The sequence below is a fragment of the Mycobacterium sp. NGS66 genome (assembly GCF_059812225.1).
Map to the genome: position 1 here is coordinate 511,622 of NZ_JCALCG010000001.1, position 22,501 is coordinate 534,122.

20 protein-coding genes are annotated in these 22,501 nt (G+C 66.4%); 12 read left to right on the plus strand and 8 right to left on the minus strand.

The window, feature by feature from the left end:
- Window positions 1-13: 13 nt before the first annotated feature.
- The 5 genes from AC5Y2L_RS02555 (at window position 14) to AC5Y2L_RS02575 (ending at window position 4,124) form a co-directional block, all read left to right on the plus strand.
- On the plus strand, window positions 14-319 hold the full coding sequence (locus AC5Y2L_RS02555) for an Rv0250c family protein (protein ID WP_499934496.1): 306 nt from the start codon (window positions 14-16) through the stop codon (window positions 317-319).
- Between the two features lie 74 nt (window positions 320-393).
- Window positions 394-1,221 carry a succinate dehydrogenase subunit SdhC gene (gene sdhC / locus AC5Y2L_RS02560; protein WP_499934494.1) on the plus strand — a complete coding sequence of 276 codons (828 nt, stop codon included), beginning with the start codon at window positions 394-396 and terminating at the stop codon, window positions 1,219-1,221.
- Between the two features lie 28 nt (window positions 1,222-1,249).
- A complete protein-coding gene (locus AC5Y2L_RS02565; protein WP_499934493.1) occupies window positions 1,250-3,178 on the plus strand; it encodes a fumarate reductase/succinate dehydrogenase flavoprotein subunit in 1,929 nt (642 codons plus the stop codon).
- Window positions 3,178-3,924 carry a succinate dehydrogenase/fumarate reductase iron-sulfur subunit gene (locus AC5Y2L_RS02570; protein ID WP_499934491.1) on the plus strand — a complete coding sequence of 249 codons (747 nt, stop codon included), beginning with the start codon at window positions 3,178-3,180 and terminating at the stop codon, window positions 3,922-3,924. Before AC5Y2L_RS02565 ends, AC5Y2L_RS02570 begins: the two co-directional genes overlap by 1 nt.
- Window positions 3,925-3,968: 44 nt before the next feature.
- Window positions 3,969-4,124, plus strand: coding sequence for a hypothetical protein (locus tag AC5Y2L_RS02575; RefSeq protein WP_499934489.1), 156 nt, complete (start codon window positions 3,969-3,971; stop codon window positions 4,122-4,124).
- On the opposite strand, the gene AC5Y2L_RS02580 is transcribed toward AC5Y2L_RS02575, so the two are convergent.
- Both AC5Y2L_RS02580 and AC5Y2L_RS02585 read right to left on the minus strand, forming a co-directional pair.
- Window positions 4,121-4,612, minus strand: a complete 492-nt coding sequence (locus AC5Y2L_RS02580; RefSeq protein ID WP_499934488.1) for a flavin reductase family protein — start codon at window positions 4,610-4,612, stop codon at window positions 4,121-4,123. The genes AC5Y2L_RS02575 and AC5Y2L_RS02580 overlap by 4 nt on opposite strands.
- 6 nt (window positions 4,613-4,618) lie before the next feature.
- Entirely contained in the window at window positions 4,619-5,644 is a 1,026-nt protein-coding gene (locus AC5Y2L_RS02585) for an isopenicillin N synthase family dioxygenase (protein ID WP_499934486.1), read from the minus strand.
- A 197-nt stretch (window positions 5,645-5,841) separates the two neighbouring features.
- Here AC5Y2L_RS02585 and AC5Y2L_RS02590 point away from each other — a divergent pair, with 197 nt between their 5' ends.
- Window positions 5,842-7,677, plus strand: coding sequence for an acyl-CoA dehydrogenase (locus AC5Y2L_RS02590; RefSeq protein WP_499934485.1), 1,836 nt, complete (start codon window positions 5,842-5,844; stop codon window positions 7,675-7,677).
- Window positions 7,678-7,995: 318 nt separating this feature from the next.
- Here the strand turns inward: AC5Y2L_RS02590 and AC5Y2L_RS02595 are convergent, their stop codons facing one another.
- Window positions 7,996-9,315 (minus strand): acetyl-CoA C-acetyltransferase, encoded by a 1,320-nt coding sequence (locus AC5Y2L_RS02595; RefSeq protein WP_499934483.1) that lies wholly within the window; start codon window positions 9,313-9,315, stop codon window positions 7,996-7,998.
- Window positions 9,316-9,478: 163 nt separating this feature from the next.
- Here AC5Y2L_RS02595 and AC5Y2L_RS02600 point away from each other — a divergent pair, with 163 nt between their 5' ends.
- Both AC5Y2L_RS02600 and AC5Y2L_RS02605 read left to right on the plus strand, forming a co-directional pair.
- Complete coding sequence (locus AC5Y2L_RS02600) at window positions 9,479-10,843, plus strand: 3-oxoacyl-ACP reductase (RefSeq protein ID WP_499934481.1); 1,365 nt, start codon at window positions 9,479-9,481, stop codon at window positions 10,841-10,843.
- Between the two features lie 21 nt (window positions 10,844-10,864).
- A complete protein-coding gene (locus AC5Y2L_RS02605) occupies window positions 10,865-11,707 on the plus strand; it encodes a MaoC/PaaZ C-terminal domain-containing protein (RefSeq protein ID WP_499934479.1) in 843 nt (280 codons plus the stop codon).
- Between the two features lie 47 nt (window positions 11,708-11,754).
- Here AC5Y2L_RS02605 and AC5Y2L_RS02610 read toward each other — a convergent pair whose 3' ends face one another.
- From AC5Y2L_RS02610 to AC5Y2L_RS02625, 4 genes are all read right to left on the minus strand, one after another.
- The gene (locus AC5Y2L_RS02610; RefSeq protein WP_499934478.1) at window positions 11,755-12,039 is read right to left on the minus strand and encodes a type II toxin-antitoxin system RelE family toxin; all 285 of its coding nucleotides are present in this window, start codon (window positions 12,037-12,039) and stop codon (window positions 11,755-11,757) included.
- Entirely contained in the window at window positions 12,036-12,287 is a 252-nt protein-coding gene (locus AC5Y2L_RS02615) for a type II toxin-antitoxin system Phd/YefM family antitoxin (RefSeq protein WP_499934476.1), read from the minus strand. Before AC5Y2L_RS02615 ends, AC5Y2L_RS02610 begins: the two co-directional genes overlap by 4 nt.
- A gap of 68 nt (window positions 12,288-12,355) precedes the next feature.
- Window positions 12,356-12,997 carry a TetR/AcrR family transcriptional regulator gene (locus tag AC5Y2L_RS02620; RefSeq protein ID WP_499934475.1) on the minus strand — a complete coding sequence of 214 codons (642 nt, stop codon included), beginning with the start codon at window positions 12,995-12,997 and terminating at the stop codon, window positions 12,356-12,358.
- 54 nt (window positions 12,998-13,051) lie between these two features.
- Window positions 13,052-14,209 (minus strand): glycoside hydrolase family 3 N-terminal domain-containing protein, encoded by a 1,158-nt coding sequence (locus tag AC5Y2L_RS02625; RefSeq protein ID WP_499934474.1) that lies wholly within the window; start codon window positions 14,207-14,209, stop codon window positions 13,052-13,054.
- Window positions 14,210-14,341: 132 nt separating this feature from the next.
- Between AC5Y2L_RS02625 and AC5Y2L_RS02630 the strand changes: the two genes are divergently transcribed.
- The 4 genes from AC5Y2L_RS02630 to AC5Y2L_RS02645 all read left to right on the plus strand — a co-directional run bounded on the left by AC5Y2L_RS02630 (window position 14,342) and on the right by AC5Y2L_RS02645 (window position 20,684).
- A complete protein-coding gene (locus tag AC5Y2L_RS02630; RefSeq protein ID WP_499934472.1) occupies window positions 14,342-14,560 on the plus strand; it encodes a hypothetical protein in 219 nt (72 codons plus the stop codon).
- Between the two features lie 186 nt (window positions 14,561-14,746).
- Window positions 14,747-14,920: a DUF2613 domain-containing protein gene (locus tag AC5Y2L_RS02635; RefSeq protein ID WP_067239410.1), complete on the plus strand. Its 174-nt coding sequence runs from the start codon at window positions 14,747-14,749 to the stop codon at window positions 14,918-14,920.
- A gap of 40 nt (window positions 14,921-14,960) precedes the next feature.
- Window positions 14,961-19,172, plus strand: coding sequence for an alpha-(1->3)-arabinofuranosyltransferase domain-containing protein (locus tag AC5Y2L_RS02640; protein ID WP_499934649.1), 4,212 nt, complete (start codon window positions 14,961-14,963; stop codon window positions 19,170-19,172).
- 69 nt (window positions 19,173-19,241) lie between these two features.
- Window positions 19,242-20,684: a lipase maturation factor family protein gene (locus AC5Y2L_RS02645; protein WP_499934470.1), complete on the plus strand. Its 1,443-nt coding sequence runs from the start codon at window positions 19,242-19,244 to the stop codon at window positions 20,682-20,684.
- A gap of 66 nt (window positions 20,685-20,750) precedes the next feature.
- On the opposite strand, the gene AC5Y2L_RS02650 is transcribed toward AC5Y2L_RS02645, so the two are convergent.
- Complete coding sequence (locus tag AC5Y2L_RS02650) at window positions 20,751-22,496, minus strand: GMC family oxidoreductase N-terminal domain-containing protein (RefSeq protein ID WP_499934469.1); 1,746 nt, start codon at window positions 22,494-22,496, stop codon at window positions 20,751-20,753.
- Window positions 22,497-22,501: the final 5 nt, after the last annotated feature.

The window sequence follows — 22,501 nt, forward strand, 5'->3', positions numbered from 1 at the left end:
TCTAGGAGATCCGTTGACGTCCCCAAGCGGCATTACCGAACTCGCCGAACTGCACGACCTCATCGGCGGTCTGCGGCGGTGCGTGACCTCGTTGAAGATCCGCTATGGCGACAGCCCCGCGATGCGTCGCATCGTGATCGACGCCGACCGAATCCTCAGCGACGTCGAACTGCTCGACACCGATATCACCGAATTGGACTTGGACCGTGCCACTGTGCAACAGGCCGGCGACAAAATCGCCATCCCCGACACCGATTACGACCGCGATTTCTGGCGCGACGTCGACGACGAGGGTGTCGGAGGTCACAGTAGGTACTGACAAGCCCGCCTAAAAAGGTGGGGTTTCGTCTGTGTACCCTTCGTCGAGACAGCCCGTTCGAAGAGGAACACTAGATGAGCGCACCCACGGCGAACCGTCCTGCGTCCGGCGTCTTCTCGCCTGGCCGCGCCGAAATCCAGCAACGGACGCTGCGCACCGACCGGTGGTGGCAGGCGCCGCTGATTACCAACATCGGTTTGTTGGCTTTCCTCATCTACGGCGGTACCCGGGCGATGCTGGGCCGCAACTACTGGGTCGACGAATACCATTACCTGACCCCGTTCTACTCGCCATGCGTGAGCGCGTCCTGCGTTCCGGGTTCTAGCCACCTGGGTGTCTGGTTCGGACATTTCCCGTGGTGGATTCCGTTGGGAATGCTGGTTTTACCGTTTCTGCTCGGGTTCCGGATCACCTGCTACTACTACCGCAAGGCCTACTACCGGTCGGTGTGGCAGTCGCCGACGGGCTGTGCGGTTCCTGAGCCGCGCGTCCACTACACCGGTGAGACGAAACTGCCGCTGATCATCCAGAACAGCCACCGGTACTTCTTCTACGTCGCGCTGGTGGTCTCGGTCATCAACACCTACGACGCGATCATGGCATTCCATTCGAACAAGACCAGCGGGTTCGGATTCGGTTTGGGCAACGTCATTTTGGTGGTCAACGTATTGCTGCTCTGGTGCTACACCGTCTCCTGCCATTCCTGCCGCCACGTCACCGGCGGGCGCCTCAAGCATTTCTCGAAACACCCTGTGCGGTATTGGATCTGGACGCAAGTTAGCAAGTTGAACACACGCCACATGCAATTCGCGTGGATCACGTTGGGAACCCTGGCGCTCACCGACTTCTACATCAGCATGCTGGCCAGCGGCGCCTTCACGGACATCAGGTTCTACGGCTGAACAAGTAACGAAAGCTGAGCGAGGTTCCATGGTTGAGGTCGAACGGCACTCATACGACGTAGTCGTGATCGGTGCCGGCGGCGCTGGGTTACGCGCGGTCATCGAGGCGCGCGAACGCGGCCTCAGGGTGGCCGTGGTGTGCAAATCTCTGTTCGGCAAGGCACATACGGTGATGGCCGAAGGTGGCTGCGCAGCCGCGATGGGCAACACCAACCCGAAGGACAATTGGAAGACCCACTTCGGCGACACGATGCGGGGTGGGAAGTTTCTCAACAACTGGCGGATGGCCGAGCTGCACGCCAAGGAAGCACCGGACCGCGTTTGGGAGCTCGAGACCTACGGCGCGTTGTTCGACCGCACCAAAGACGGCCGGATCAGTCAGCGCAACTTCGGCGGACACACCTATCCGCGGCTGGCGCACGTCGGCGACCGCACCGGCCTGGAGCTGATCCGCACCATGCAGCAGAAGATCGTCTCGCTGCAGCAAGAGGACCACGCCGAGCTGGGCGACTACGAAGCCCGCATCAAGGTGTTCGCCGAATGCACCATCACCGAGCTGCTCAAGGACCACGGCGCCATCTCCGGCGCGTTCGGCTACTGGCGCGAGAGCGGCCGGTTCGTCGTCTTCGAGGCACCCGCCGTCGTGCTGGCCACCGGCGGGATCGGCAAGTCGTTCAAGGTGACGTCGAATTCCTGGGAGTACACCGGCGACGGGCATGCGTTGGCGCTGCGGGCCGGGGCGACGCTGATCAACATGGAGTTCGTCCAGTTCCACCCGACCGGAATGGTGTGGCCCCCCAGCGTGAAGGGGATCTTGGTCACCGAAGGTGTTCGCGGTGACGGCGGAGTACTGAAGAACTCCGAGGGCAAGCGGTTCATGTTCGACTACATCCCGCCGGTGTTCAAGGGCCAGTACGCCGAAACCGAGCAAGAGGCCGACCAGTGGCTCAAGGACAACGACTCGGCCCGTCGCACCCCCGACCTGCTGCCCCGGGACGAGGTCGCGCGTGCGATCAACTCGGAGGTCAAAGCCGGACGGGGCAGCCCGCACGGCGGTGTCTTCCTCGACATCGCCTCACGGTTGACACCCGCGGAGATCAACCGGCGGCTGCCGTCGATGTATCACCAGTTCAAGGAGCTGGCCGGGGTCGACATCACCAAGGAGCCGATGGAGGTAGGCCCCACCTGCCACTACGTGATGGGCGGCGTCGAGGTTGACGCCGACACCGGGGCGGCGACGGTTCCCGGGCTCTTCGCCGCCGGCGAGTGCTCAGGCGGCATGCACGGCTCCAACCGGCTGGGCGGCAACTCGCTGTCGGATCTTCTGGTATTCGGCCGTCGGGCCGGCCTCGGCGCCGCCGACTACGTGCGGGCACTGAGCAGCCGCCCGACCGTTTCGCAAGAAGCCGTCGACGCCGCCGCCGAGGTGGCGGTCAAGCCCTTCGAGGGACCGACCGACGGCTCGGCGCCGGAGAATCCGTACACGCTGCAACTCGACCTGCAGCAGGTGATGAACGACTTGGTCGGCATCATCCGCAAAGAGGACGAGATCACCCAGGCGCTGAAGCGGTTGAACGAGCTGTGGGCGCGGTACCAGAACGTCCAGGTGGAGGGGAACCGCCAATACAACCCCGGCTGGAACCTGGCGCTGGACCTGCGCAACATGCTGCTGGTCAGCGAGTGTGTAGCCAAGGCGGCCCTGGAGCGAACCGAGAGCCGCGGCGGCCACACCCGCGACGACCACCCGAGCATGGACGCCAATTGGCGCAATACCCTGCTGGTGTGCCGGATCGGCTACGGCGACACCAGCGATTCGCGCGTCATCATCACCCGCGAGCCACAGGTACCGATGCGGCCTGACCTGCTTGAGCTCTTCGAAATCTCCGAGTTGGAGAAGTACTACACCGACGAGGAGCTGGCCGACCATCCGGGACGGACCCCGAGGACGGAGAGCTGATGAGCTACAACGCGAGCCTGCGCGTATGGCGCGGCGACGAAAGCGGCGGCGAGCTGCGCGACTTCACCGTCGAAGTCAACGACGGCGAGGTCGTGCTCGACGTCATCCTCCGTCTGCAACAGACCCAGACGCCCGACCTGGCGGTCCGCTGGAACTGCAAGGCGGGCAAGTGCGGGTCCTGCTCGGCGGAGATCAACGGCAAGCCCCGGCTGATGTGCATGACCAGGATGTCGACGTTCGCCGAGGACGAAACGGTCACCGTCACCCCGATGCGCACCTTCCCGGTGATCCGCGACCTGGTCACCGACGTGTCGTTCAACTACGAGAAGGCCCGCGAGATCCCGTCGTTCGCGCCTCCCAAGGAGCTGCAGCCCGGCGAATACCGGATGGCGCAGGTCGATGTGCAGCGCTCTCAGGAGTTCCGCAAGTGCATCGAGTGCTTCCTGTGCCAGAACGTCTGCCACGTGGTCCGCGATCACGAGGAAAACAAGCAGGCGTTCGCCGGCCCGCGCTTCTTGATGCGCGTCGCCGAGCTGGAGATGCATCCGCTGGACACCCTGGACCGCCGCAACCAGGCGCAGGACGACTTCGGCCTGGGCTACTGCAACATCACCAAGTGCTGCACCGAGGTCTGCCCGGAGAACATCAAGATCACCGACAACGCGTTGATCCCGATGAAAGAGCGCGTCGTGGACCGCAAATACGATCCGGTGGTCTGGCTGGGTAACAAGCTCTTCCGCCGCTGAACAAGCCGGCTTTAGCTCGCGGGGCTATCGGGTACCCGAAACCCATGGAGCAAGCCACCAGCATCAACGACATTCGGACGGCGATTCGGGAACTGTCGGTCCGCGCGGACCTTGCGCGCAAAGAAGGCCGCGAAGGGGACGCCGCCGAGATCGAGCAGCGGATACAGCGCTATCGAGAAGAACTTGGTCGCCGCCCCTAACCGGTGACGAGCCTTCGAAAAGCGCTGCGGTGAAACACAATCGGTGCCACGTCGGCATCGACGGTGACCTGGTTGACCCGCAGTACCACGATGGTGTGATCTCCGGCCGGGATCAGCTGCTCGATCGCGCTCTCCAGCCACAGGGCGGTGCCCTTGATGAACACCGCCCCGGATTCATGGGAAACCGTCTCCAGGCCGGCGAACCGGTCGCCGGTCTTGGCGGCGAGCGTGCGCGCCGCCTCGTCATGCGATTCGCCGAGCACGCTGATGCCCAGCATCGGCACGTCCTTGAGTTTGGGCCAGGTGGTCGAGATGTTCTGCACGCAGAACGAAACCAGCGGAGGTTCCAGCGAGACCGGAACGAAGGTGCTGGCAGCCAGGCCTTCGCGAACCCCGTTGACCTCCGCCGCGATGGCCACCACGCCGGACGGGAAGTGGCCGAAAGCCTCGCGCAGTGACGACGGTGTCAGATTGGTATTCGGATTCACCGGACCTTATTCGCCCCTCGAGCCGAGAACGGGATTCTCCGTTTGGAGCCTACCGGGTGCATATCCGTGTGCCGCAGCCACATCCGGGTGCGCACGCAATCTGCTCTTCCACGCATTGCGGCCATACACCGCGAAGATGGGATCCGACGGGTCCGGCCGCACCCCGGCCCGGGCGGCCAATTCGGCCGGTAGCGACAGCACCGGTATCCGCGCGTCCAGCCGGGGATTGAAGAAGTACGCCACTGAAAGTCGCTCGCGGGCCGAGGGCCGCAGGTTGACCCGATGCTCGGTGGCCCGCAGGTAGCCGCTGGTTGCGACTTCCAGCAACTCACCGATGTTGACGATGAACGCCGCGTCCATCGGCGGCACCTCGATCCAGCGCCCTGAATCGGGCAGACGCACCTGCAGTCCACGGCTGCCCGGCTCGGCCAACAGCAGCGTCAAGACTCCCGAATCCTTATGCGGGCCAACGCCTTGCGAGGTGGCCGCCCGCGCCGGATAGCGAATCACCTTGATCAGCGTCGCGGGTGCTTCGGCGAAGGCCGCGTCGAACACGTCGGGCGGGCTGCCCAGCGACACCGCCCAGTGCCGCAGCAACGTGCGGGCGACCCGGGAGAGCGCAGCGTCCCATTCGGCGATGACGCCCGGGAGTTCCGGTAGCGCGGGGGGCCACTGGTTGGGCCCTTGCAACCACAGGTAGTCGGGCTTGCCGGGCCCTCCGATCGACGGGCGTTGCGGCCCGACGTCGATCTGCTCGCGCCAGTCCACCTCGCCGCGGGTCAACTCCCCGCCGAGCCGCGTGTAGCCGCGGAAATGGGGGCTGCGCGTCATGGCGATCGCGTCTTTGTCCGCCTGCGGCAGGGCAAACAGCCGTCGTGCCGCATCGAGCAGCCTGTCGACCAGGGCAACCGGCACTCCATGGCCGGTCAGAAAGAAGAAGCCCACCTCGTGGGCGGCCTCGCGCAGGCCGTCGCGCAGCGCGCCCGGCTCGTCGCGCAGGTCCACAACGGGGAGTGCCGTGACGTTCACCACACTCCTTTTGTGTTCCCATCGCCGCAGGTCAATGACCCGCCCGAGCGTTCCCAACCGGTTGGTTAGTTAGATAGTGAAATTTAGCTCACATTGACTTGCATTGGACTGTCCGACGGATATAGTTTAGCGGTGTTACTGGTGGGTAACTTAGCCCTAGTGCCCAACCACAAGTGGCATTCTCAACGAGGAGGAATGTAGTGAGCCACTACAAGAGCAACGTCCGTGACCAGGTCTTCAACCTGTTTGAGGTCTTCGGCGTTGACAAGGCGTTAGGCGCCGGCGAGTACAGCGATCTTGATGCTGACGTCGCCCGCGAAATGCTGGCGGAGATCAGCCGACTCGCCGAAGGGCCGGTGGCTGAGTCGTTCGTCGAAGGCGACCGCAACCCACCGGTTTTCGATCCGCAAACCCACTCGGTGACCCTGCCGGAGTCGTTCAAGAAGTCCGTTCGCGCGGTCATCGAAGGCGGCTGGGACAAGGTCGGCCTGGACGAGGAGCTCGGCGGCACCCCGGCGCCCAAGGCGCTGCTGTGGGCGTTGCACGAGCACATTCTGGGCGCCAACCCCGCGGCCTGGATGTACGGCGGCGGCGCGGGTTTCGCGCAGATCTTCTACAACCTCGGCACCGAGGAGCAGAAGAAGTGGGCGATCATCGCCGCCGAGCGCGGCTGGGGATCGACCATGGTCCTCACCGAGCCGGACGCCGGCTCCGATGTGGGCGCCGGACGGACCAAAGCCGTCCAGCAGGACGACGGATCGTGGCACATCGACGGCGTCAAGCGGTTCATCACGTCGGCTGATTCCGGCGACCTGTTCGAGAACATCTTCCACCTGGTGCTGGCCCGCCCGGAGGGCGCCGGCCCCGGCACCAAGGGCCTGTCGCTGTTCTTCGTACCCAAGTTCCTGTTCGACTTCGAGACCGGCGAGCTGGGCGAGCGTAACGGCGTCTTCGTCACCAACGTCGAGCACAAGATGGGCCTGAAGGTGTCGGCGACCTGTGAGCTGTCGCTCGGCCAGCACGGTGTGCCCGCCAAGGGCTGGCTGGTCGGCGAGGTGCACAACGGCATCGCGCAGATGTTCGAGGTCATCGAGCAGGCCCGGATGATGGTCGGCACCAAGGCGATCGCCACCCTGTCGACCGGATATCTGAACGCCCTGGAGTACGCCAAGTCCCGGGTTCAGGGTGCGGACATGACCCAGATGACGGACAAGACCGCCCCCCGGGTGACCATCACGCACCACCCCGACGTGCGTCGGTCCCTGATGACCCAGAAGGCCTACGCCGAAGGTCTGCGTGCGCTGTACCTCTACACCGCGACGTTCCAGGATGCCGCGGTCGCCGAGGCGGTCCACGGGGTGGACGCCAAGCTGGCGGCCAAGGTCAACGACTTGATGCTGCCGGTGGTCAAGGGCGTGGGCTCCGAACAGGCCTATGCCAAGCTCACCGAGAGCTTGCAGACGTTCGGTGGGTCCGGCTTCCTGCAGGACTACCCGATCGAGCAGTACATCCGCGACGCCAAGATCGACTCGCTCTACGAGGGCACCACTGCCATCCAGGCGCAGGACTTCTTCTTCCGCAAGATCATCCGCGACAAGGGTGTGGCGCTGGCCCACGTGGCAGGCGAGATCCAGCAGTTCGTCGACAGCGAGTCCGGCAACGGCCGGCTGAAGATGGAGCGCGAGCTGTTGGCCAAGGCGCTGACCGACGTCCAGGCGATGGCGGCCTCGCTGACCAGCTACCTGATGGCAGCGCAAGAGGACGTCGCCAGCCTGTACAAGGTGGGGCTGGGCTCGGTCCGCTTCCTGATGAGCGTCGGCGACCTGGTCATCGGCTGGTTGCTGCAGCGTCAGGCCGCGGTCGCGATGGCCGCGCTCGACGCCGGCGCCAGCGGTGCCGAGCGGTCCTTCTACGAGGGCAAGATCGCCGTGGCGTCGTTCTTCGCCAAGAACTTCCTGCCGTTGTTGACCAGCACCCGCGAGGTGATCGAGACGCTGGACAACGACATCATGGAACTCGACGAGGCGGCGTTCTAAGCCGTCTGGACCAACCAGATCAATCCCGAGTCCCCCGCGTCCACTCCGGAGCGGGGGATTTCGGTCATCCGGGCGCAAATCACCCGCCGCAAGAGCCACCAAAAAGACCGCCGCTGGATCCCCTCACTCCAACGGCGGCCCTTTCCGGACGCCCGTCTCCGCTGACCGGCGATCGCTTGAAAGGAAGCCCCGCATTGCCGTCGGGGTCGGGGGGTCAGACCACAACACGGGGCTATCCGAAATCTCAGATACCCGTTCATTCGGGTTACAAACCGCTGATAGAACCTAGTCGTCGGCCCCGGGCGCCGGGTGCCCAGCTCAGGCCTGCAGAATCGCGGCCACGCCCTGGCCGCCGGCGGCACAGATCGAAATCAGCGCACGCACCGGGCCGTCGCCGGATTGCTCAGCCTTCTTCTCGGCGATCTGCTTGGCCGCCTGCGCCAGAATCCGTCCACCGGTAGCAGCGAACGGGTGTCCGGCAGCCAACGACGAGCCGTTGACATTGACCTTGGTCCGGTCAACCGGCCCCAGCGCGGCATCCAGCCCCAGCCGCTCCTTGCAATACTCTTCGGACTCCCACGCCTGCAGATGAGCCAGCACCACCGAGGCGAACGCCTCGTGAATTTCGTAGAAGTCAAAATCCTGCAGGCTCAAGCCATTTCGGGCCAGCAGCCGCGGGACCGCATAGGTCGGCGCCATCAGCAGCCCGTCGTTTCCGTTGACGTAATCGACCGCCGCCGTCTCGGCGTCGACGAAGTAGGCCAGCGGAGCCAGCGAATGTTCTTCTGCCCACTGCTCACTGGCCAGCAGGGCCACCGAGGCGCCGTCGGTCAGCGGAGTGGAATTTCCCGCCGTCATCGTCGCGTCGCCGGCCTTGACGCCGAATACCGGCCGCAGCGCCGCCAACTTCTCCACGCTGGCGTCCGGGCGCAAGTTGTCGTCGCGGTAGAGCCCCAGAAACGGGGTGACCAGGTCGTCGAAGAAGCCGCGGTCGTAGGCGTCGGCCATGTTGCGGTGGCTGGCGACGGCCAGCTCGTCCTGATCGACGCGTTTGATCCCCAGCTGCTTGGCGGTGATGGCGGCGTGCTCGCCCATCGACAGCCCGGTGCGCGGTTCGCTGTTGGCCGGAAGGTCAAGCCCGAGGTTGGCCGGCAAGGAGCCCAGCAGCTTCAGCCGTTGCACGTTGGACTTCGACCGGCGCACCTTGAGCAGGGTGCGGCGCAGGTCGTCGCCCAGGGCGATCGGCGCGTCGGAGGTGGTGTCCACGCCACCGGCTGCGGCGACCTCGTAGCGGCCGGCGGCGATCCCGTCGGCCGCGGCAATCGCGGCCTGCAGGCCCGTGCCGCAGGCTTGCTGCAGATCGAACGCCGGCGTGTAGGGCGATAGCTCGGAGCCCAGCACGCATTCGCGCATCAGGTTGAAATCCCGGCTGTGCTTGAGCACCGCGCCGCCGATCACCGCACCCAACCGCTGGCCCGCCAGGCCGAAACGGTCTATCAGCCCACCGAGGGCCGCGGTGAACATGTCCTGGTTGGATGCCTCGGCATAAGCACGGTCCGACCGTCCGAACGGGATGCGATTGCCACCCAGCACGGCGACTCGCCGTCTGGTCTGAGAATTGTTCTGAGCAGGGGCCACGTCGTCTCCGTCTGTCATCCGTCAGTTTGGGGTAGGCCGGTATGGGCCATACTACTCACTGTTCTTACTCTGAAGTAAGTTCGTCCCGAGATACGGTTGCCCTATACGCGGACACGCCCGACGCAGCAGAAGCGAACGGCAGCCCAACACGGAAGGCATTTCAGTGGCACCCAAGCGTTCCCCCGATCTGTTATCCCAGGTCGTCAACTCCGGCCCGGGATCTTTTCTGGCCAAGCAACTCGGCGTTCCGCAGCCCGAGATCCTTCGCCGGTACCGGCCGGGCGATCCCCCGCTGACCGGATCCCTGCTCATCGGCGGCGAGGGCAGAGTGGTCGAGCCGCTGCGCGCGGCGCTGGACGGCGACTACGACGTGGTGAGCAACAACCTGGGCGGACGGTGGGCCGACTCGTTCGGCGGCCTGGTTTTCGACGCCACCGGCATCACCTCACCTCCCGGGCTGAAAGCCTTGCATGAGTTCTTCACCCCGCTGCTGCGCAATCTGGGCCGTTGCGCGCGGGTGGTTGTTGTCGGCACCACACCCGAGGCGGCCGGCAGCACCGACGAGCGGATCGCGCAGCGCGCGCTGGAGGGTTTCACCCGGTCGCTGGGCAAGGAGCTGCGCCGCGGCTCCACCGTCGCGCTGGTGTACCTGTCTCCGGACGCCAAGCCGGCCGCTACCGGCCTGGAATCCACCATGCGGTTCATCCTCTCGGCCAAGTCCGCCTACGTCGACGGCCAGGTCTTCTACGTGGGGGCCGCCGACTCGACGCCACCGGCGGACTGGGACCGGCCGCTGGACGGCAAGATCGCGATCGTGACCGGTGCCGCCCGGGGCATCGGCGCGACCATCGCCGAGGTGTTCGCCCGCGACGGCGCCCGCGTCGTCGCGATCGACGTGGAATCCGCCGAGGAGGCGTTGGCCGAAACTTCCAGCAAGGTCGGCGGCACCCCGCTATGGCTCGACGTGACGGCTGAGGACGCCGTCGACCAGATCACCCAGCATCTGCGTGACCACCACGGCGGGCGCGCCGACATCCTGGTCAACAACGCCGGCATCACCCGCGACAAGCTGCTGGTCAACATGGACGACGCCCGCTGGGACGCGGTGTTGGCTGTGAATTTGCTTGCCCCTCAACGGCTTACCGAAGGCCTGATCGGGAATGGCAGCATCGGCGAGGGCGGCCGGGTGATCGGCCTGTCGTCGATGGCGGGCATCGCCGGCAATCGCGGGCAGACCAACTACGCCACCACCAAGGCCGGGATGATCGGCCTCACCCAGGCGCTGGCGCCCGGGCTTGCCGAGAAGGGCATCACGATCAACGCCGTCGCACCGGGCTTCATTGAAACCCAGATGACGGCGGCCATTCCGCTGGCCACCCGGGAGGTGGGCCGCCGGCTGAACTCGCTGCTGCAGGGCGGCCAGCCCGTCGACGTCGCGGAGACCATCGCCTACTTCGCCAGCCCAGCTTCAAATGCGGTGACGGGCAACGTCATCCGCGTCTGCGGGCAAGCCATGCTGGGCGCCTGACGAAGGTCCGGAGGGAACCGAATGAACCAACCAAGCGGCCTGAGAAACATGCTGCGGGCGGCCGCCGGGGCGATGCCGTTCGTGCCGCGCGGAGACACATTGCCCGACCGCACGGTCAAGGTGGAGGAACTGCCGATCGACCACACCAACGTGGCCGCCTACGCGTCGGTCACCGGTCTGCGCTACGGCAACAACGTGCCGTTGACCTACCCCTTCGCGTTGACCTTCCCCGCCATGATGTCGCTGGTGACCGCGTTCGACTTCCCCTTTGCCGCAATGGGATCCATCCATCTGGAGAACCACATCACGCAATACCGGCCGATCGCGGTGACCGACACCGTCGGCGTGCAGGTACACGCGGAAAACCTGCGCGAGCACCGGAAGGGTCTGCTGGTCGATTTGGTGACCGACGTGAACGTCGGCAACGACACCGCCTGGCACCAGGTGACGACGTTCCTGCACCAGCAACGAACCAGCCTGTCCGACGAACCCAAGCCGCCGCCGCAGAAGGAGCCCAAGCTGCCGCCGCCCAGCACCGTGCTGCGGATCACGCCGAGCCAGATCCGTCGGTACGCCTTCGTCGGCGGCGATCACAACCCGATCCACACCAACCCGGTCGCCGCCAAGCTATTCGGCTTCCCCACTGTTATTGCACACGGAATGTTCAGTGCGGCAGCGGTATTGGCCAACATCGAGGCGCAATTTCCGGACCAGGTGCGGTATTCGGTGAAGTTCGGCAAACCTTTCGCGCTTCCGGGCACCGGAGGGCTCTACGTCGAAAAAGAGGGCGACGGCTGGGATCTCGCGTTGCGCAATATCGCGAAGGGATACCCCTACCTGACCGGCAACGTCCGGCCGCTGTAGAGCCTTTTTTCAGCCCGCGATTGGGTGCCGTTCGCGCACCGAGCTAATCATCGTCGGCGGTAAACCGATGCTCGATGCTGAATCCTATGCACCACAACGATCTTGGCCTTCTCGTCAACGCTGTAGATGATCCGGTAGTCACCGCGTCGTGCCGAGAAAAGGCCGGCCAGTTCGCCCACTAGCGCTTTGCCGAGCCGGTGCGGGTTTTCGCGGATGGGACCATATAGCGCGGCCAGCGCTGCGTCGCGGATCTTTGTCGGGAGATGGTTCAGGTGACGCAGTCCCTCAGGAGTGATGCGGAGCTCGTACGGGACCGTAGGCTCGGAACTCACGCAGACGGCAGGGGCCGCGTTCTCCCTTGAGCGGCCTCTTCCTGCGACCGTTTCAGCGAGGCGACGAGCTCGGTATCTCGCAGGATGTCGAGCGTCTCTTCGAGTGCGTCGAGGTCGTCGGGGCTCACCAGTACGAATGACGGCCGTCCGTTACGCGTGACTAGGACACGCGCATGCTCCCGTTCGACGCGGTCGGCCAGTTCGGACAAGTGGACTTTCGCTTCGGAGAACGGAATTATCTCGGCCATAGGTCAATATTCTGACCTATTAAGGGCGTGTCACACAAGACCGTCGTCCCAGTCGGCGTTTCATGACTTCAGCCCGCGGCGACGTTGGGGCCCTGCTGATTCGAGCCGGATTCTCGTTCGGCCGGTCCGCCGCGCAAGCCGTGCCAGAACAGTTCGATCATCAGCTCGGCCGCCTCGTCGACATCGATATCGCCGGTGCTGACCCTGGTGGCCATCGCCTCACCGGCACCCACCAGCGCGACCGCCCGCATCTCGTACTCAACGTCGGGCCGCGGGCTGCGACTGCCGGCCCGCACCAGCGCGGTCACCAACTCGATGATCTGTTCGCGGCCCTCGCGCACCGTATGGGCGAACACCTGCGAGCTGGTGGCCTGGGTGTACATCACAATCCACGATGCCCGGTTGGCATCGATGTACCGCAAGAACGACACAATTGTGTTGCGTAGCAAGTCTTTCGGGCTTCGGTCGACGTCGATGTCGGCGCGCACCGCGTCGATGAACCGGCCCATTTCCCGGTTCAGGCAGGCGCCGAACAAATCCTCTTTGGAGCCGTAATACAGGTACAGCATCGGCTTGGAGATCTGCGCCTCGGCGGCGATGGCGTCCATCGAGGTTTCGTGGTAGCCGTTGAGCGAGAACATTTGCACGGCGGCGTCCAGCATCTGCTGTTCCCGGACCGCACGCGGTAGCCGCTTGGTACCACCCGCCATGAATGCCTCTCTAGCCTGTCTATCTGACTCCAGAGTAGGCAAAGCACGGGCGGGTTAGCGCCCGCACCCTGGGTTGACGTGCTTCATCTTCGCGATTCGCACCACTGAGGCATCAACCGCGGCCTTGTCCAATTTGCCGTCGTTGTAGGCCTGTTCCAGCTCCTTCAGCACCGCCGGCACCTCTTTGGTGGTGACCCACAGCGCGATGTCGGTGCCGGCCTGCAAGCTGCGCAGCACCGCCTGCGATACGCCGAAGCGGTCCGATATGGCGGCCATGCTGGACAGGTCGTCACTGAAGATGGGGCCGTCGAAAGCCGGGGCGCCGTAGCCGGTCCCGGTCCGCAACAGCTGCACCGCCGCCCGGTTCAGCGTGGCCGGTTCGTCACCGGTCAGCCCGGGAACCTGCAGGTGGCCGACCATAACGCCGACCGGGTCGCCGGTCACCAGCGTCCGATACGGCACCAGGTCGCTGTTTTGCAAGTCGCTCAGTGGCGGCGTGACGACCCCGCCCGTGTGCGAGTCACCCGAGCCGTGCCCGTGGCCCGGAAAATGCTTGAGCACCGGCAGCAGGCCGGCTTCACGCAAACCCTGCGCGTAGGCCCCGGCGTAGTCGGTGACCTTCTTCGGGTCGGCGCCGAAGGACCGGTCCCCGATCACGGTGTCGTCGGGCGCGCTGGTGACGTCGACCACCGGGGCGAAGTCGATCGTGATACCCATACCGCGCATCTTGCGGCCACGCTCCAGCGCCAAGTCGTGGACGTACTGGGGGGTTTGCGTCTGCGCCAGCTCGCGGGGCGACGGTGACTCACCGATCCGCTTCTTGAGCCGCGAGACCCGGCCGCCTTCCTCGTCGACGCTCACGGCCAGCGGTAATTTGCCCGCGCTTTTCACGATCTCTGTCAGCGCGCCGTCGAAGATCGACATGTCGGTCCAGCTGCCGATGAAGATGCCGCCGACGTGATACGTGGTGACCACGGTCTTGGCGTCGTCGGCGTTTTGCACGCCCACCATCAGGAGCTGGGCCAGCTTCTCCTGCAGCGACAGTCCGGCCGGGACGGCGGTCGGGTCGGTGCACAGCGGGGGCGCGGGAGGAGCAGCGGTGACTTTGGTTGACGTGGCCGTCGGTGGCCGCCCGGTGTGACCGCACGCCGCCAGGGTCGATGCTGCGACTCCTAGCGCCAGAGCAACAGCGAGTGTGCGCCGAAAAGCCATCGGGCCATGTTGTCATGGCGGTCCGAGCGGCGTGGCCACGGGCGCGCCGAAAGATGTCGTTTGCGGTGCTCCGCAGGTCAAATACTGTTACCTTTGCCAAAGCTCCTATTGACTGGCAGGGAGGAGCCGGCGATGACCGGGTTATCGCGGGGTGCGCGAGCCGGCATCGCGGCCGGATTGTTGATCGCCGCCGCTGCGACAATCGGTGCCACGGCGGACGACCGCATGCCGGCTCAGCGCCAGCCGGCGCCGGGCGCGCCCCATGTGGTGGAATACGGCTTCCGCGTGCCCCCCGTGCCCTGCAACAGCGTGCAGAGTTGCCGCAACAGGCTGCCGCCGGGACTGCGCTAAGCGTCGTGCGTGGCGATCGCGAGCGCGGCGGCGCCGGGCGAAGCGGGTCGCCACCATCGGGAATCAGACGCCCAATGCTGTTCTGCTAGGTTGGCGCTTACGCTGCCTTGGCTCTCCGGGGCTCTCCCGGGGCCTCGCCAGTAGACGTGCCAAGCCGCGACCGCAGACCCGCAAGGAGCCCAATCGATGAACCGGATCATTGCGCCCGCCGCCGCGAGCGTGGTGGTTGGTTTGTTGCTGGGCGCGGCCGCGATATTCGGGGTCACCTTGATGGTGCAGCAGGACACGAAGCCGCCACTTCCCGGGGGCGACCCGTCGTCGTCGGTGCTCAACCGGGTCGAGTACGGCAACCGTAGCTAGCCCGGCGGTGACGCCGGCGCAGGCGTCACCGGCGGAGACGGTGCCCGTCGTGCCACTGTCGCGTAAATGGTTGCTGGTGGCCGGGGCCGCCGACCTGGCGTTGACGTTCGCGCAGTCGCCGGGACAGACCTCCCCAGACACCAAACTCGACCTGACGGCCAACCCGCTGCGCTTCCTGGCCCGCGCCACCAACTTGTGGAACAGCGAGTTACCGTTCGGCCAGGCGCAGAACCAGGCCTACGGATACCTGTTTCCGCATGGCACCTTCTTCCTGGCCGGCCACCTGCTGGGAGTGCCGGGGTGGATCACCCAGCGGTTGTGGTGGGCGCTGCTGCTCACGGCCGGCTTCTGGGGGCTGCTGCGGGTCGCCGAGGCGCTGGGCATAGGCAGCCCGACGTCGCGATTGATCGGCGCGGTGGCGTTCGCGCTGTCGCCGCGGGTGCTGACCACCCTGGGGTCGATCTCGTCGGAAACCCTGCCGATGATGCTGGCGCCGTGGGTGTTGCTGCCGACGATCCTGGCGCTGCGCGGGACTTCTCGTCGGCCGGTGCGGGTGCTGGCCGCGCAGGCCGGCGCGGCGGTCGCGCTGATGGGCGCCGTCAACGCCATCGCGACGCTGGCCGGCTGCCTACCGGCGGTGATCTGGTGGGCCTGTCACCGGCCGAACCGGCGGTGGTGGTGCTACACCGGCTGGTGGGTGTTGGCGCTCGCCCTGGCGATGTCATGGTGGGCGGTGGCGCTGATCCTGCTGCGCAAGGTCAGTCCCCCGTTCCTGGACTTCATCGAATCCTCCGGCGTGACGACGCAGTGGTCGTCGCTGACGGAAATGCTGCGCGGCACCGACAGCTGGACCCCGTTCGTCGCCCCGGACGCGACCGCGGGCGCGCCGCTGGTCTCGACGTCAGCTGCCATTCTGGGCACTTCCCTGGTCGCGGCGGCCGGCTTGGCCGGTCTCGCCTGCCGGGACATGCCCGCCCGCGGCCGGCTGGTCACGATGCTGCTGACCGGAGTGGTACTCATGGCCGTCGGCTACAGCGGCGGGCTCGGCTCACCGGTGGCCGGCGAGGTGCAAGCGTTCCTGGATGCGGCCGGCGCGCCCCTGCGCAACGTGCACAAGGTTGGTTCGGTGATCCGGATCCCGCTGGTGCTGGGCATCGCACAGTTGCTGGGCCGGATACCGCTGCGGGCCGGCACGCGGTTGACGGAATGGCTGCACACCCTCGCCCATCCCGAACGGGACAAGCGCCTCGCGGTCGGCATCGTGGTGCTGACCGCGCTGATGGTCAGCACCTCGTTGGCGTGGACGGGCCGGCTCGCGCCGCCGGGCACGTTCGCCGCGATACCCAAGTACTGGCGCGACGCCGCCGACTGGCTCGACAAGCACAACGCTGGCTCTGGCCACGCAGGGCGGGTGCTGGTGGTTCCGGGCGCGCCGTTCGCCACCCAGGTCTGGGGTACCAGCCACGACGAGCCGCTGCAGGTGCTGGGCAGTAGCCCGTGGGGAGTGCGCGACTCGATCCCGTTGACGCCGCCGCAGACCATCCGGGCGCTGGATTCGGTGCAACGGCTCTTCGCCGCCGGACGTCCTTCCGCCGGTCTGGCGGATACTCTTGCCCGCCAAGGGATTTCCTACGTCGTCGTGCGCAACGATCTGGATCCGGAAACCTCCAGGTCGGCGCGTCCGATCCTGGTTCATCGCGCCATCGCGGGCTCGCCCGGGTTGCAGAAGATGGCGGAGTTCGGCGCGCCGGTGGGCGCGGGCACATTGGCCGGCTTCGTCACCGACAGCGGGCTGCGGCCGCGTTACCCCGCCGTGGAGATCTATCGCGTCGACTCGGCGGACAACGCCGGCGTGCCCTACTTTGCCGACATCGATCGGCTGACCCGTGTCGCCGGTGGGCCGGAGGTGCTGCTGCGGCTCGACGAACGGCGACGGCTGAGTGGCCAGCCTGGCCTGGGTCCGGTGCTGATGACCCCCGACGCCCGCGCCGCGGGACTGCCCGCCCAAACCGGCGTCATCGTCACCGACACCCCGGTGGCCCGCGAAACCGACTACGGCCGGGTCGACCACCACTCGTCGGCAACCCGGACGGTTGACGACCCCCGGCACACCTTCAACCGGGTGCCCGACTACCCGGTTGCCGGTGCAGACACCGTCTTCGGCGCCTGGAACGGCGGCCGCGTCACGGCGTCGAGCTCGGCGTCGGATGCCACCGCGCTGCCCGATGTCACCCCGGCCACCTCGCCGGCTGCGGCCATCGACGGCGACCCGGCGACCGCCTGGGTGTCCAACTCGCTGCAGACTGCCCTCGGACAGTGGTTGCGCGTGGATTTCGACCGACCGGTGAGCAACGCCGTCATCACCCTGACACCCAGCGCGACCGCCGTCGGCGCCCAAGTCCGTCGCGTCCAGATCGAAACGGCCACCGGGACAACCACTTTGCGGTTCAGCGAGCCCGGCAAGCCACTGACCGCCCCGCTGCCGTACGGAGAGACACCGTGGGTGCGGATCACCGCGACCGCAACCGATGACGGGTCGGCCGGCGTGCAGTTCGGTATCACCGACCTGACGGTGACCGAGTACGACGCTTCCGGGTTCGCTCACCCGGTCGACCTGCGCCACACCGTGCTGGTTCCCGGGCCGCCGCCGGGTTCCGCCGTTGCCGGCTGGGACCTGGGGTCGGAGCTGCTGGGCAGACCGGGGTGCGCTCAGGCGCCCGACGGTACGCGCTGTGCGGCGGCCATGGCGCTGACACCGGAGGAGCCGGTCAATTTCAGCCGGACGCTTACCGTCCCCAGTCCGGTGTCGGTAACGCCGACGCTGTGGGTGCGGCCCCGGCAGGGTCCCCAACTGGCCGATCTGGTCGCCGAACCGGACACCACTCGCGCCCACGGCGATTCCGACGTGGTGGACATCCTCGGCTCGTCGTACGCGGCCACCGACGGTGACCCGGCCACCGCGTGGACCGCGCCGCAGCGGGTGGTGCAGCAGAGGACGCCGCCGACACTGACCCTCAAGTTGCCGCGACCCACCGAAGTCAGCGGGTTGCGCCTGGCCCTCAGCCGCTCGACGCTGCCGGCACACCCAACGATGGTCGCGATCAACCTGGGCGACGGGCCGCAGGTCCGGCAACTGAAGCCCGACGAGCAACAGACGCTGTCGGTGCACGCGCGGCTCACCGACACCGTCACCGTCAGCCTGCTCGACTGGGACGACGTGATCGACCGCACCGCGTTGGGGTTCGACCAGCTCAAACCGCCGGGGCTGGCCGAGATCGCGGTGCTAGGCACCGACGGCAGCCCGATCGCACCCGCCGACGCCAACCGCAACCGCGCTCGTGAGATCGTCGTCGACTGCGCGCACGGGCCGGTCATCGCGGTCGCCGGCAGGTTTGTGCACACCTCTATCCGCACCACGGTGGGCGCGCTGCTGGACGGCCAACCGCTGGCGGCGCTCGCCTGTGAGCCCGACCCCATCGAGCTGCCGGCGGGCAAGCAGGAGTTGCTGATCAGCCCCGGGCCGCAGTTCGTCGTGGACGGCGTGCGGCTGCCTGTCTCGGGAACCGCTGAATCACCCAGTGCCGCAGTAACTTTCGCGGCAACCCAAGCGTGGAGCTCCGACCGCCGCGAGGTGCGCGCACCCGCCTCGACCACCAGCCGGGTGCTGGTCGTCCCGGAGAGCATCAACCCGGGCTGGGTCGCGCGCACCAGCGCCGGCGCGCGGTTGACTCCAGTCGCCGTCAACGGATGGCAGCAGGGCTGGATAGTGCCGCCCGGTGAAACCGGGACCATCACGCTGACGTTCGTCTCCAACTCGTTGTACCGGGCGGGTCTGGCGGTGGGCCTCGCCTTCCTGCCATTGCTGGTCTTGCTGGCGTTATGGCGCACCAGGCAGGCAGATCCCGACGACCCGCCCGCACAACCCTGGGAGCCCGGGGCGTGGGCCGCCATCGCGGTTCTGGCCGCCGGGGCAATGATCTCCGGGGTGGCCGGTGTCGTGGTGGCGGGCGCGGCCCTTGCCCAGCGGTATGTGCTCAGGGATGCGGGCCGACGCGACCGGGTGACCAGGTGGCTAAGCGCCGGCGGGCTGATCCTGGCCGGGGCCACGCTGTCCCGGCACCCGTGGCGCTCGGTCGACGGCTACGCCGGCCACTCCGCGAATGTGCAACTGCTGGCTCTTCTTTCGCTCGCGATGGTCGCCGCCTCCGTGGTGCCGATGCGTACGCGCGGACAGTCGCCGCGCGACGGGTAATTTCACGGGTTGGCTAACACGTTTACGGCTGATTCACTTGGATACACCACCGTCCGAGGAGTTACGGCCATGGGATGGTTTTCGGCACCTGAGTACTGGTTAAGCAGATTGGTGCTCGAGCGCGGCGTGGCGACGATCTACCTGATCGCGTTCGTGGCGGCCGCGATGCAGTTCCGGGCCCTGATCGGCGAGCACGGATTATTGCCGATACCACGGTTTTTGGCGGCTGTGTCGTTCTGGAAAGCGCCGAGCGTCTTTCACCTTCGCTATTCGGATCGGCTGTTCGCGGCCGTCGCGTGGTCGGGAGCGGGGCTGTCGGCGGCCGTGGTCGCCGGTGCGGCCGATGCGGCACCGTTGTGGGCCGCGATGGTCATCTGGCTGACGCTGTGGGTGCTCTACTTGTCGATCGTCAACGTCGGGCAGACGTGGTATTCGTTCGGCTGGGAGTCGCTGCTGCTCGAGACAGGGTTCCTGATGATCTTCGTCGGCAATGACCGGGTAGCGCCGCCGGTGCTGACGATGTGGCTGGTGCGCTGGCTGCTGTTCCGTGTCGAGTTCGGCGCGGGGCTGATCAAGATGCGCGGCGACCCGTGCTGGCGCGACCTGACCTGCCTGTACTACCACCACGAGACGCAGCCGATGCCGGGGCCGTTGAGTTGGTTCTTCCACCATCTGCCCAAGCCGCTGCACCGAATCGAGGTGGCGGGCAACCACTTCGCGCAACTCGTCGTGCCGTTCGGATTGTTCGCGCCGCAGCCGGTGGCAAGCGTGGCCGCCGCAATCATCGTCGTGACGCAGCTGTGGCTGGTGGCGTCGGGTAACTTTGCCTGGCTCAATTGGATCACGATCGTCCTGGCCTGCAGCGCGATCGACCAGTCGTCGGTCGCGGGGTTGCTGCACGTGACCGCGCCGCCCATGCCGGGGCCGCCACGCTGGTTCGCCGTGCTGGTGATCGCCTTCACCGCAGGGGTGCTGGTGCTGAGCTATTGGCCGGCCCGCAACCTGTTGTCCTCGCATCAGCGAATGAACGTGTCTTTCAACGCTTTTCACTTAGTCAATACTTACGGCGCCTTCGGCAGTATCGGGCGTATCCGTCGGGAGGTGGTGATCGAGGGCACCGACGAAGCCCATATCACCGGTCAGACCGTCTGGAAGGAATACGGATTCAAGGGCAAGCCCGGTGCAGTGCGCCGATTGCCGCGGCAGTGGGCGCCCTACCATCTTCGGCTGGACTGGTTGATGTGGTTTGCCGCGATCTCGCCCGGCTATGCACAGCCCTGGCTGCAGCCGTTCCTGGAGCGGCTGCTGCGCAACGACCGGGCTACGCTACGTCTGTTGCAGCACAACCCCTTCCCCGAAGCACCGCCCCGATACGTGCGCGCCGAGCTGTACCAGTACCGCTTCACCACCTGGGCCGAGTTGCGCAGCGAGCACGCCTGGTGGCATCGCACCCGAATCGGCATGTACGTCCCGCCGGTGACGCTGCGGAGACCTATGTCGCGCCAGGGCTGAGCCTGATCAACGATCGGTGTCGCTCTTCGTGCCTCTAGTCGGCTGACGTAGAGCCCCGTGCCGACCTCAGGCGACTCCAGCACCCGGCGCCTGCGGTGCGCCGACGGCGTTGGGGCGGATCTCGACGACCGGGAGCCGCAATGCGCCCGGCGCGCCTTCCGGCACCACGGGTTTGTTCGGGGCGATCGGCTGTATCCGGCGGTAGCCCTGACCCTGCTCGGGCCGCTGGTCCTGCTCCCCCTTGTTGGGCCACATCGCCGCGGCCCGTTCGGCCTGCGTGGTGATCGTCAGTGCCGGGTTCACCCCCAGGTTCGCCGAGACGGCCGAGCCGTCGACGACACTGAGGGTGGGGTAGCCGAAAACCCGGTGATAGGGGTCGATGACACCGTGTTCGCGGTCCGCGCCGATGACGCAGCCGCCGAGGAAATGTGCGGTCATCGGGATGTTGAAAAGTTCACCCCAGCTTCCGGCGGCCACGCCGTGGATCTTCTCCGCGATCCTGCGGGTCGCTTCGTTGCCGACCGGGATCCACGTCGGGTTGGGCTGGCCGTGGCCTTGCCGGCTCGACAGGCGCCGCCCGCGCAGTCCCCGCTTGGTGAAGGTGGTGATGGAGTTGTCCAGGTGCTGCATCACCAAGGTGATGACCGTGCGCTCGCTCCAGGTCTTCACGATCAGCACGCGCAGCAGGGCCGCCGGGTTCTTCGCGGCAACGGCGAGGAACTTCAGCCACCGCGGCCAACGGCCGCCCCCGTCGGTCATCAGGGTCTGCAGCATGCCCATCAGGTTGGAGCCCTTGCCGTAGCGGACCGGCTCGATGTGGGTGTCGCCGGTGGGGTGGATGGAGGAGGTGATGGCCACGCCGTGGGTCAGGTCCAGGGCGGGATCGACCTTGTATTTCATTGCGCCCAGGATTGATTCGGAGTTGGTACGGGTGAGGGCGCCGAGCCGGTCGGACAGGTTGGGCAGCGTGCCGGTGTCCTTCATCTTGTGCAGCAGGTTCTGGGTGCCCCAGGTGCCCGCGGCCAGCACCACGTACGGCGCGGTGAACGTTCGGCGTTTCTTGCGCAGCACCGCGCCCGTGCGCACGGTGTCGACGTTCCACGCTCCGTCGGAACGCTGTTGCAGTGACGTGACGGTGGTCAGCGGATGGACCGTGGCGCCGGCGCGTTCGGCGAGGCCCAGATAATTCTTCACCAGCGTGTTCTTGGCGCCGTACCGGCAGCCCACCATGCAGTTGCCACATTCGGTGCAGCCGGTGCGCTCGGGCCCGGCGCCTCCGAAGAACGGGTCGGCAACGGTTTTTCCGGGTTCATCGAAGAACACGCCGACCGGTGTCTGGATGAAGGTGCCAGCCACCCCCATGTCCTCGGCGACCGACTTGATGATCTCGTCGGCCGGGGTCATGTGCGGGTTGCGTATCACGCCGAGCATGCGCTGGGCCTGATCGTAGTAGGGCGTCAGCTCGTCTTCCCAGTCAGTGATGTGCTTCCACTGCGGATCGTTGAAGAACGGCGCGGGCGGCTTGTACAAGGTGTTCGCGTAGTTCAGCGATCCGCCGCCAACACCGGCGCCGGCCAGGATCACGACGTCCCGCAGGAGGTGGATGCGCTGGATCCCGAAGCAGCCCAGTTTCGGCGCCCACACGAAATTGCGCACATCCCAACTGGTTTTCGCGAACTGGTCGTCGGTGAAACGTCGGCCCGCCTCGAGCACGCCGACACGGTAACCCTTCTCCGTCAGCCGTAATGCCGTGGCGCTGCCGCCGAAGCCCGACCCGATGACCACCACGTCATAATCGAATTGTTCAGACATCGCAT